11 protein-coding genes and 1 riboswitch are annotated in these 10,566 nt (G+C 74.3%); of the genes, 7 read left to right on the top strand and 4 right to left on the bottom strand.

Translation table 11 applies throughout. The features are described 5' to 3' along the window. The first annotated feature begins 168 nt into the window (after window positions 1-168). Window positions 169-606, top strand: a complete 438-nt coding sequence (locus tag ACFWFR_RS13025; RefSeq protein ID WP_377623233.1) for a YdeI/OmpD-associated family protein — start codon at window positions 169-171, stop codon at window positions 604-606. 62 nt (window positions 607-668) lie between these two features. On the opposite strand, the gene ACFWFR_RS13030 is transcribed toward ACFWFR_RS13025, so the two are convergent. Next, window positions 669-2,090 carry a serine hydrolase gene (locus tag ACFWFR_RS13030; RefSeq protein WP_377623234.1) on the bottom strand — a complete coding sequence of 474 codons (1,422 nt, stop codon included), beginning with the start codon at window positions 2,088-2,090 and terminating at the stop codon, window positions 669-671. Between the two features lie 67 nt (window positions 2,091-2,157). Further along, on the bottom strand, window positions 2,158-2,427 hold the full coding sequence (locus tag ACFWFR_RS13035; RefSeq protein WP_191802764.1) for a DUF4235 domain-containing protein: 270 nt from the start codon (window positions 2,425-2,427) through the stop codon (window positions 2,158-2,160). A 169-nt stretch (window positions 2,428-2,596) separates the two neighbouring features. Then, a riboswitch (TPP riboswitch) is annotated at window positions 2,597-2,722 on the top strand. A 57-nt stretch (window positions 2,723-2,779) separates the two neighbouring features. On the opposite strand from ACFWFR_RS13035, the gene ACFWFR_RS13040 reads away from it, so the two are divergent. The 4 genes from ACFWFR_RS13040 to ACFWFR_RS13055 all read left to right on the top strand — a co-directional run bounded on the left by ACFWFR_RS13040 (window position 2,780) and on the right by ACFWFR_RS13055 (window position 7,197). Then, window positions 2,780-3,868, top strand: a complete 1,089-nt coding sequence (locus ACFWFR_RS13040; protein WP_377615231.1) for a thiamine ABC transporter substrate binding subunit — start codon at window positions 2,780-2,782, stop codon at window positions 3,866-3,868. A gap of 11 nt (window positions 3,869-3,879) precedes the next feature. Then, entirely contained in the window at window positions 3,880-5,571 is a 1,692-nt protein-coding gene (locus ACFWFR_RS13045; protein WP_377623238.1) for an ABC transporter permease, read from the top strand. After that, entirely contained in the window at window positions 5,571-6,797 is a 1,227-nt protein-coding gene (locus ACFWFR_RS13050; RefSeq protein WP_377623235.1) for an ABC transporter ATP-binding protein, read from the top strand. The genes ACFWFR_RS13045 and ACFWFR_RS13050 overlap by 1 nt, the downstream gene beginning before the upstream one ends. Window positions 6,798-6,870: 73 nt before the next feature. Further along, on the top strand, window positions 6,871-7,197 hold the full coding sequence (locus ACFWFR_RS13055) for a DUF4235 domain-containing protein (protein WP_191802770.1): 327 nt from the start codon (window positions 6,871-6,873) through the stop codon (window positions 7,195-7,197). Window positions 7,198-7,216: 19 nt separating this feature from the next. Here the strand turns inward: ACFWFR_RS13055 and ACFWFR_RS13060 are convergent, their stop codons facing one another. Continuing rightward, the gene (locus ACFWFR_RS13060; protein WP_191802772.1) at window positions 7,217-7,870 is read right to left on the bottom strand and encodes a response regulator transcription factor; all 654 of its coding nucleotides are present in this window, start codon (window positions 7,868-7,870) and stop codon (window positions 7,217-7,219) included. After that, window positions 7,867-9,069, bottom strand: coding sequence for a sensor histidine kinase (locus ACFWFR_RS13065; RefSeq protein WP_377623236.1), 1,203 nt, complete (start codon window positions 9,067-9,069; stop codon window positions 7,867-7,869). The genes ACFWFR_RS13060 and ACFWFR_RS13065 overlap by 4 nt, the downstream gene beginning before the upstream one ends. A 190-nt stretch (window positions 9,070-9,259) precedes the next feature. Here ACFWFR_RS13065 and ACFWFR_RS13070 point away from each other — a divergent pair, with 190 nt between their 5' ends. Both ACFWFR_RS13070 and ACFWFR_RS13075 read left to right on the top strand, forming a co-directional pair. Next, on the top strand, window positions 9,260-9,745 hold the full coding sequence (locus ACFWFR_RS13070) for a DUF6069 family protein (RefSeq protein ID WP_377623237.1): 486 nt from the start codon (window positions 9,260-9,262) through the stop codon (window positions 9,743-9,745). 142 nt (window positions 9,746-9,887) lie between these two features. Further along, window positions 9,888-10,502 (top strand): dihydrofolate reductase family protein, encoded by a 615-nt coding sequence (locus tag ACFWFR_RS13075; protein WP_191802774.1) that lies wholly within the window; start codon window positions 9,888-9,890, stop codon window positions 10,500-10,502. Window positions 10,503-10,566 lie beyond the last annotated feature (64 nt).

Genomic DNA, 10,566 nt, shown 5'->3' on the forward strand with positions numbered 1-10,566 from the left:
GCGCGAGGTAGTGCGCGGTGCGTTCTACCTCGCGCAGCACGTTCTACCTCGGCCCGGGCCCGGCCCGCAGGACCCCAGCCCCGGCCCCGGCTCCCCACCCGGCCGACGGCGGGGCGAGCGTCGGGCGGTCGGCGCGCGACGTCGTCGGGCCGGTGGAAAACTCGGCCCATGCGATTCCGGACGACGATCCTCCAGAGCGGCAAGACGGCCACCGGCCTCCCCGTGCCCGACGACGTGGTCACCGCGCTCGGCGCGGGCAAGCGCGTCCCGGTGCGCGTCACGCTCGGCGGGCACACCTACCGCAGCTCGGTCGCGCCGTACCAGGGACGGTTCATGATCGCGCTCAGCGCGGAGAACAGGGTGGCCGCCAGGGTGTCGGGCGGCGACGAGGTGGACGTCGAGATCGAGGTCGACGACGCACCGCGCGAGGTCACGGTGCCCGACGACCTCGCGGCAGCGCTCACGGCCGAGGCGCGTGCGGCGTTCGACGGGCTGTCGTTCAGCCGTCGGCGCGCGCTGGTCGAGCCGATCGAGGCCGCGAAGACCCCCGAGACCCGGCAGCGGCGGATCGACAGGGCCGTCGCGGACCTGGCTCCCGGCGGGTAGGTCCCACGCCGGAGATCCTCGGCAGGACGACGGTCGGCCCCGGTCCCCGGGGGCAGCACGCCCTACTCCGAGCCCGCAGCCCCTCCCAGCAGCGCGAACGCGCTCTCCGCGGTGTCGACCAGCACCATCGGGTCCGCGACCACGGCCGGGTCCGTGGCGGCGAGCTGCACGGTCACGACGTACGTGTCGCCCTCGGCGTCCTCCGCCAGCCACGAGCCCGCCAGGACGCCCGGCGCGCTGCCGCCCTTGAACGCGACGTAGGGCCAGGCCGTCGTGTCGACCTCGATGCCGGGGTTGACCGAGAGCACCTCACGGACCACGGGGTCCTGCTCGCCGCGGTCGTGCAACCAGACGTGCGCGGCGCACAGGTCCGACGACGTCGCGAACCAGTCGACGTCGTCCTGCCACACGGGCGTGGTCACTCCCGCGGGGTCGACGTCGAGGGGGCCGCCGGGCAGCGCGTCGAGCAGCGCGCGCCGTTCCGCGGTGCCGGCCGCGGCCCACCCGGTGGCCTGCGACGGTGAGCCCCACGCGATCGTGAACGCGTCGCGGGTCGTCAGGAACGGGGTGTTCAGGGACGGGTCGGCGTGCCCCAGCTCGGCCTGCGCGCGTTCGACGACGTCACGCCCCACGGCCTGGACCAGCAGGTCGGTCGCGGTGTTGTCGCTGATCGAGATCATGAGCCCGGCCGCCTCGCGCACCGTGACCACGGTGCCCGTGGGCGCGTCCTGGAGCTGGCCCGAGGGCAGCGACCGCACGTCGTCGGTCACGGTCAGCTCGTCGTCCCAGGTCAGCGTCCCTGCCTCGACGGCCTGCGACACCGCGCCCAGCACGTAGAGCTTGAAGATCGAGCCGAGCGGCAGCACCTCGTCCGGGTCCGTGCCGCCAGGGGCCTCTTCGACCGCCTGGCACGTCCCGTTGTCCAGGACCCGGGCCACGAGCAGCGAGCTCTGCGCGTCCACGGCGTCGAGGCGTTCGCCCAGCTCGTCCCAGCTCGCCGCGGGCTCGCGGTGCGGGTCGTCGCCCGGGCCGAAGAACAGGGTCTCGATGCGGCTGTCCGCATCGACACCGATCTGCATCGTGAAGTACTGCCCGCTCGCCCCGACGATCGTCAGCGCGGCCTGCTTCTCGTCCGCGTCGACCACGTCGACCGAGACCGGCACCCACTCACGGTCTGCGCGGAGCCGGTCCAGGACGGGCACGAGCTGCGCGGCGGGCACCTGGTCCAGGAACGACCGGGCGAACCGCCGGTCCAGCGTCGCGGCGTCGGGGGAGGCGTCCGCGTTGAGCAGCTCGAGCACCCAGCCGGCCGCCATGCCGACCGTGCCGTCGGGCAGCGCGACCGCGGTCGCGGCCGCGCTCGGCGTGGGCGGCACCTCGGAGCCGTTCCCGGACGACGAGCACCCGGTCAGTGCGAGCCCCACGACGAGGAGGCCTCCGACGAGGGGTGAGCGACGGCGTCGGGCAGCAGAGAGGGAGGGCATCGAGACACCCTACGGAACGACCCTCGCGCGGCGGGTGCGGACCCGCCGGTGCCGCCCGACCCCGGTCTCAGGACGCGCGGGCCGCGAGCCGCGTCACGACGCGCTTGGCCTCGCGCCCCGCGAATCGGCGGGCGAACACGCTCGCGGCCGCAGCGGCCGCGGCGAACGTGACGGCGCTGATGATGCCGACCTCGGGGTCGTCCAGGTCCTTGGGGGCGTCGTGCCCCGTCGCCTTGGCCCACGCGAAGCTCACGACCTTCTGCGCGACCCAGCCCGCGGCCAGCGTCAGGGCGACGGTCGCGACCTTCTCGGTGAGGGTCTGCTCGTTCTCGGCCATGTGGACCTCCTGGTGAGGGTGCGGCGGGCGGGGCGCGCCGCGCGTCGTGCACGTGCCCGACGGCGGAGCTCAGGTCCCACCGTAGCCGTCGCCCCGGGCGGGGCGCGCCTCGGGCGAGACCACACGCCGGACCCCTGCCCGCGCCGTCGGGCCGCGGTGTAAAGTCGCAGGTGAACGACAGGGGAGCGCCGACCGCCCGGAGACAACGGGCAACAGGCGCTGAGAGTGCGGACCACCGCAGACCCTCGAACCTGATCCGGTTAGCACCGGTGGAGGAAGTCGGGCTTCTCCAGCCTCGCTCACGGACCTTCCGTGCGCGAGGTCCCCCTCCTGTGACGTCCAAGGAGGACACGTGAACACCATCAGTACCCGCCGCGGCCCCGCTCACAAGATCGGCCTCGGTCTCGTCGGCGGGCTCAGCGCGCTGGCTCTCACGGCCTGTGCCGGGTCGACCGACACAGGCGCAGGCGACACCTCGAGCGCGGAGGCGAGCACCGTCACGCTCGTCACGCACGACTCCTTCAACGTGAGCGAGGACGTCCTCGCCGCGTTCGAGAAGGAGTCCGGGCTGACCGTCAAGCAGGTCGCTCCCGGCGACGGCGGAGCGCTCGTCAACCAGCTGATCCTGACCAAGGACGCGCCGCTCGGCGACGTCGTGTTCGGCATCGACAACTCGTTCGCGACCCGCGCGATCGACGAGGGCGTGCTCGAGCCCTACACGCCCGCGGGCCTCGCCGACTCGGCGGCCCAGTACGCCGTCGGGGACGGCGAGCTCACCCCCGTGGACCTCGGCGACGTCTGCGTCAACGTCGACCACGCCTGGTTCACGGCAGCGGGCATCCCCGAGCCCGTGACCCTCGACGACCTGACCGAGCCCGAGTACAAGGACCTGCTCGTCGTGACCAACCCCGCGACGTCGTCGCCCGGGCTGTCGTTCCTGCTCGCGACCGTCGGCGCCTACGGCGAGGACGGCTGGGAGGGCTACTGGAGCAAGCTCGAGGACAACGGCGTCAAGGTCGCTGACGGATGGTCCGACGCCTACTACGTCGACTTCTCCGGCTCCGAGGGCAAGGGCCCGCGCCCCCTCGTGCTGTCCTACTCGACGTCGCCCGCGTTCACGGTCACCGAGGACGGCACCGAGACCACGACGGGTGCGCTGCTCGACACCTGCTTCCGCCAGGTCGAGTACACGGGCGTGCTGGCCGGGGCCAAGAACCCCGAGGGCGCCAAGAAGCTCGTCGACTTCCTCGTGAGCGACGCGTTCCAGGCCGACATCGCCGACAACATGTACATGTACCCGGCGGACGCGGACACCGAGCTGCCCGAGGGCTGGGCCGAGTTCGCGCCCCTGTCCCCGTCGCCCTTCGAGGTCGCGCCGGCCGACATCACCGCCCACCGCGACGAGTGGATCAAGGCGTGGACGTCGACGGTGATCGGCTGAGCACGTTGCCCGTGAGCCGCGGCGTGCCCGCGGCGGTGCAGCGCGGCGGGCGGGTCCTCCTGTGGGGGCTCGCCGCCGGGCTGCCGCTGCTGTTCCTCGGGGTGTTCTTCGCGTGGCCCGTCGTGACGCTGATCGCGCGCGGGTTCGTCAGCAACGGCTCCCTCGACCTCTCCGGCTTCGCCGAGGTGTTCTCCGAGCCGCGGACCTGGCGGATCATCGGGCTGACGCTGTGGCAGGGCGTGCTCGGGACCGTGATCTCGGTGCTGCTCGGCGTGCCCGGCGCGTACGTGCTGTACCGGTGCCGGTTCCGGGGGCGCACGTTCCTGCGCGCGTTCGTGACCGTGCCGTTCGTGCTGCCGACCGTCGTGGTCGGGGTGGCTTTCCGCTCCCTGCTGGTCGAGGGCGGGCTGCTCGGGTTCCTGCGGCTCGACGGGACGTTCGGGGCGATCGTCCTGGCCCTCGTGTTCTTCAACTACTCGGTCGTGGTGCGGACCGTCGGCGGGCTCTGGGAGCACCTCGACCCGCGCGCCGAGGAAGCGGCTCGCGCCCTGGGCGCCTCGCCCTGGCGCGCGTTCCGTTCCGTGACGCTGCCGTCGCTGGCCCCGGCCATCGCGTCGGCCGCGTCGATCGTGTTCCTGTTCTGCGCCACGGCGTTCGGGGTCGTGCTCGTCCTGGGCGGGGTCCAGTACGGGACCATCGAGACCGAGATCTGGATCCAGACCACGCAGTTCCTCGACCTGCGCGCGGCCGCGGTGCTCTCGGTCGTGCAGCTCGTCGTGGTCGTGGTCGCGCTGAGCGTCGCCAACCGGACCCGCACCCGCCGCGAGCGCGCGCTCCACCTGTCCGCGGCGACGTCCGCCGCCCGGCCGCTGCGGCTGCGGGCCGACGCGGCCCCGCTCGCGGTGACCGCCGTCGTCGTGCTGGGCCTGATCGCCCTGCCGCTCGTCAACCTCCTCGTGCGCTCGTTCCAGACCCCCGACGGCTGGAGCCTCGCGAACTACGCGAACCTCGGCACGACCGGCGGGCGCAACGCCCTGAGCGTGACCGTGTGGGAGGCCACGGCCAACTCGCTCCGGACCGCCGCGGTCGCGACCCTGCTCGCGGTCGTGATCGGCGGGCTCGTCGCGCTCGTCGTCTCGCGGCGTCCGCGGTCGCGCACGGGTCGGCGGGCGATCAGCGCGCTCGACTCGGTCTTCATGCTCCCGCTCGGCGTCTCGGCGGTGACGGTCGGGTTCGGGTTCCTCATCACGCTCGACAAACCGCTCGGCATCGACGTGGACCTGCGGACCTCGGGGCTGCTCGTGCCCATCGCGCAGGCGGTCGTCGCGATCCCGCTCGTGGTCAGGACCGTGCTGCCCGTGCTGCGCGCGATCGACCCGCGCCTGCGCGAGGCCGCCGCGACGCTCGGGGCGTCGCCCGCCCGCGTGTTCGCCGCAGTCGACGGGCCCATCGCGGCCCGGTCGCTGGGCCTCGCGATCGGGTTCGCGTTCGCGGTGTCGCTCGGCGAGTTCGGGGCGACGTCGTTCCTGGCCCGGCCCGACGCGGCCACGCTCCCCGTGGTCATCTTCCGGCTCATCGGGCGGCCCGGGGCGGAGAACTACGGCATGGCACTGGCCGCGAGCGTCGTGCTCGCGGTCCTCACGGCAACGGTGATGATGGTGGCGGAGCGCCTGCGCGGCGACCGCTCGGCAGGAGAGTTCTGATGGACGGAGCCACGGTGGTGGATCGGAGCGAAGGCCTCGACGGCTCGGCTGAGCCGCACGACCCGCACGAGCCGCGCGACCCGACCAGGAGCCCGGCGGGCCGAGGGCTCACGGTGCGCGACGTCGTCGTGCACTACCCCGACCCGGCCTCCTCGAAAGGCCCCGGGACGACGGCCGTGCGCGGAGTGAGCCTCGACCTCGCGCCGGGCGAGGTGCTCGCGCTGCTGGGACCGAGCGGCTGCGGCAAGTCGAGCCTCCTGCGTGCCGTCGCGGGGCTCGAGCCCGTCGCAGGCGGGAGCATCGCGTGGGACGGGCGCGACCTCGCGGGCGTGCCCGTGCACCGGCGCGGGTTCGGGCTCATGTTCCAGGAGGGGCAGCTCTTCCCGCACCGGGACGTCGCGGGGAACGTCGCGTTCGGGCTCCAGATGGCGGGCGTCAAGCGGTCCGCGGCCGCGGGCAGGGTGGCCGAGCTGCTCGACGTCGTCGGGCTCTCCGGGTACGCGCAGCGGCCCGTCGCGACCCTGAGCGGTGGCGAGCGGCAGCGCGTCGCGCTCGCTCGCGCGCTGGCGCCCGAGCCGCAGCTCCTGCTGCTCGACGAGCCGTTGTCCGCTCTCGACCGGGGGCTGCGCGACCGGCTCGCGGCGGACCTGCGCGCGGCCCTCGTCGCGACCGGGACCACCGCCCTGTTCGTGACGCACGACCACGACGAGGCCTTCACCGTGGCCGACCGCGTGGCCGTCATGGACGCCGGCCGGTTGCTCCAGGTCGCGGCGCCCGAGGACCTGTGGCGTGCGCCCGCGTCGCGCCGGGTCGCGGAGTTCCTGGGGTACCAGGCGTTCGTCGCGCAGGAGGCTTCGGGCGGTGCCGGAGCCGGTGGCGAGCTGCTCGCGATCGGTCCGACGGGGCTCGTGCTCGTGCCTGCCCACCGCACCGCGGACACGCTGTCAGGAGGTGGCCCGGGCACGGCCGGGGACCGTTCCGACGGAGTGGTGGCCTGGACCGCGAGCGGCACCGTCGTCCGCAGCGCCTTCCGGCGCGGGCGCACCGAGGTCACGGTCGAGGTGGACCTGGGGTCGGGCCCGCAGCGCGTGGTCGCGCTCGGCACTCCGTCGGCGGGCTCCGTGCCCGACGGCGCCACGCACCACCCGTTCGCCCCCGCACCGGGGGAGCGGGTCCGGGTCGCGCTCGACCCCGCAGGCTGTGTGGTGGTCCCGGCGGACTCGTGATCCGCTGGGCGCCGTCGCCGGTACGCGCACCGCCCACCCTGCGACGGCTCGTCCCCGGCGTTAGCGTCGAAGCATGAGCGACGCCACGATCGACCACGTGACCGACCGTACCGAGGAGCACGACGGCAAGGCCGCGAAGATCCTGTACCGGCCGTTCGGGCTGATCAGCTCGATCATCGGCGGACTGGTCGCGGGCCAGGTCTTCAAGCAGGTCTACAAGCGGGTGTCACCCGGCCACCGCAAGGACGCACCCACACCGCTGCAGTCGGAGTACCCGCTGCGTGAGATCTTGGTCGCCGCCCTGATCCAGGGCGCGGTGTTCTCCGGGGTCAAGGCCCTGATCGACCGCGGCGGGGCGCGAGCCTTCCAGAGGTGGACGGGGGAGTGGCCGGGGGACTGAGCAGCGTGACCCCGAGCCGTCAGTCGCCTCCGGCGTCCCGCACCAGCACGGCGAGCTGTGTCCGGTTCTCCAGGCCCAGCTTGTCGAGGACGCTCGACACGTGCGCCTTGACGGTCGGGACGCTGAGGTAGAGCTCGCGCCCGACCTCGGCGTTGCTCGCACCGCGCCCGACGGCGAGCGCGACGTCGCGCTCTCTGCCGGTCAGCAGGTCGAGCGACGCCCGCGCCCGTGCCCGCGCCTCACCGACCGAGGCGGCCGAGGCCATGAGACGTCGCGCGACGTCGGGCGACAGCACGGGCTCGCCGGCAGCGGCAGCGAGGACCGCAGCCGCGATCCGGGCCGGGGGCATGTCCTTGAGGAGGTACCCGACCGCGCCGGCGCGGAGCGCGCCGAGCACCTCGTCCTCGGTGTCGAAGGTCGTGAGCACGACGACGGCGGGCGGGTCGGTCCGTGCGCGCACCCTGGCGGTCGCGGTGATCCCGTCGACCCGAGGCATCCGCAGGTCCATGAGGACCACGTCGAGGGGGTGGGCGTCGAGGAGGCCGGGGACCTCCGCGCCGTCGGCGGCCTCGCCGACGACCTCGATGCCCAGCGTGCCGTGCAGCATCATGCGCAGGCCGGACCGCACCAGGGCGTCGTCGTCGACGATCGCGATCCGCACGGGTCGGGTCATGAGTCCCACGGTAGCGACACCGTGAGCCGGAACCCGGCACCCTCCGGGGCCGGCCCGGCGCGCACCTCGCCGCGCAGCAGCCCGGCTCGTTCGCGGAGCCCCACGAGCCCGGTCCCCGTGCCCTGAAGCGTGGGGACGTGCCCGGGTGAGGGGCCGTCGTCGGACACGTCGACCCGAACCTCTCCCGGAGCGACCACGACCGCGACGCGGACCGCACTGCCGGGAGCGTGCCGCCGGGCGTTGGTCAGCCCTTCCTGCACGGCGCGGAAGGTCGCGGCCTGCACGGTGGCCGGAACCCTGCCGAGGTCGCCGTCCAGCTCCCAGTCGACCTCGACACCGGCGAGCCGGGACTCGTCGACGAGCCGTGCCACGTCGGCCGGGCCGGGCGGCGGGCGCAGCGCGTCGGGCTCGGCGCGCAGCACGCCCACCACGTCCCGCAGGTCCTCGAGCGCGGCGCTCACGCCCTCCCGGACCAGGCCTGCGGCGCGGGCGACCTCCTCGGGCGGGGAGTCGGGCCGGAACTCGAGCGCCCCCGCGACGGTCGCGAGCAGCGACAGCCGGTGGGCGAGCGTGTCGTGCATCTCCCGGGCGATCCGCGTGCGCTCGGCCGTGCGGGCCTCCCGCACGCGCAGCTCCTGCTCGCGCTCGGCCCGCAGCGCCCGCTCGCGCAGGTCCGCGACGACCTGGGCCCTGGCCTGCGCGAACGCCCCCCAGCCGACGAGGGCGGCGTGCACCGCGGCGTCGCACAGCAGCCACCACCCGAGCGGGAGGCCCGTGGGGCGCCACAGCGCCTGGACGGCGTGCCCCGCGAAGCCTGCCGCGGCGACGAGCACCGCGACGCGCAGGGGCCGACGACGGGCCACCTCGAGCGTCGCGACCGTGGATGCGGGCGTCGCCGCGGGGGACAGTGCTGCGAGCGCCGCCAGCACGAGGGCCGGCACCACGGGGTCGCTGAGCGCCGCCGCGCCGTCCCTGGGGCCCGGTCCTGTGCGGCGCGGTGACCACCACAGGAAAGGGCTGAGGGCCACGGCGACCAGACCGACGACGACGTCGAGCACGACGCGCGGCCAGGGCTCGTCCGGCAGGGCACCCCACAGCATCAGGGCGGTGAGGGCGCCGACCGCGAGCACGGCCCCGGTCAGCACGGTCCGGGAAGGGGCCCGCGGCGGTGAGCACGGATCGTTCGGGTGGATGTTCATGCCGCCACCGTAGGAACCGGCGCGATGCCACCACCACCGACTTTCGGAGGGGGGAGCGGGCCGTCGGTCGTGGTGGGCGAAGACGTCGGCAGGGTCCGGCGCCGAGGTCCGCGGGCCACGGTGGGGACGTCGGCCGAGGGGCCGGCGACCGGCCCGAGCACCGCTCGGTCGGCTGACCGAGGGAGGCGTCATGGGCACGGACGATGCGGGCAGGACCGAAGCAGGCACGAAGGACGCGGGCGCGGACGGGCTCGACCCGGCCGCGGGGCGAGGGGCCGTGCGCCCCGAGACGAGGACGAGGAGGGTGCCCGGGTGGAGCGTGCCGTTGCTCGCCGCTGCGGCAGGGCTGCTCGTGTGGGGCGCCGGGACGGCGCTCGGGGTCGAGGCCGTCGTGCGGGGCGGGGCCGGTGACACGGTGGTCGGACCGGTCGCCGTGATCGTCACCGCGCTGCTCGTCGGTCTCGCGGGTTGGGGTGTCCGGTCGCTCCTTCGCCGGCTCGGCTCGCCGCGGGCCGGAAGGACCCCAGGTGAGCGGACCTGGCTGGTGACCTGCGCCGTCGTGCTCCTGGTGTCCCTGCTCGGTCCGCTGGGTGCGGCGAGCGCGTCCGCTACCGTGCTCCTGGCCGCGCTCCACCTCACGGTCGGGGCCGTGGTCGCGACGGGCCTGCGGCGCTGAGCCCACGTGGCCCGACGGCGGCACGCACCCCGCGCGCGCAACGCGCCGGGGTGCGTGCCACGGTGGGAGGCAGGGACCGATGAGTTCGGCAGCGTCGCCCGGTCTCACCAGACGTACCCGCAGACCCTGAAGGGACCTCATCATGGCCAAGCTCGTCTCCACGCTGTTCAGCTCGCTCGACGGCGTCGTCGAGATCGACCCGACGTGGCACTTCCCGTACTTCGACGAGCACATGGGCGCCGCGGTCGACGAGGACTACACGGGCGTCGACGCGTTGCTCCTGGGGCGCGTCACGTACGACAGCTTCGCGGGTGCCTGGCCCGGTCGCGAGGAGGCGGGCGAGGAGGACGCGGTGTTCGCCAAGCGGCTCGGCGACCTGCGCAAGCTCGTCGCGACCCGGGGCGACGCGGACCTCGGGTGGCGCAACGTCGAGAAGGTCGACGGCGACCTGGTCGAGGCCGTGACCACGCTCAAGGAGACCCCGGGCATCGCCAAGGTCCTGGTCGCGGGGTCGATCTCGGTCGTCCGTCAGCTCCTCGCGGCCGGGCTCGTGGACGAGCTGAGCCTCCTGGTCCACCCGGTCGCGGCGCGCAAGGGGGAGCGGCTCTTCGACGAGGGGGACACGATCTACCCCTTGCGGCTGCTGCGCTCCGAGGTCTTCCCCACGGGTGTGGTGCACCTGGTCTACGGGCCGAGCGAGCTGCCCGGGAGCGAGGGGTACGACGAGGCCAAGGAGCACGTGCCGGGCGAGGCCTGAGCCTGCTGGAGGGGTGCCGAGCACGAGGTTGCGGTCGTTCTGGGCGTCAGGACGAGCGCAACCT

The sequence above is a fragment of the Oerskovia sp. NPDC060287 genome (assembly GCF_042726775.1).
Classification (GTDB): Bacteria; Actinomycetota; Actinomycetes; order Actinomycetales; family Cellulomonadaceae; genus Oerskovia; species Oerskovia merdavium.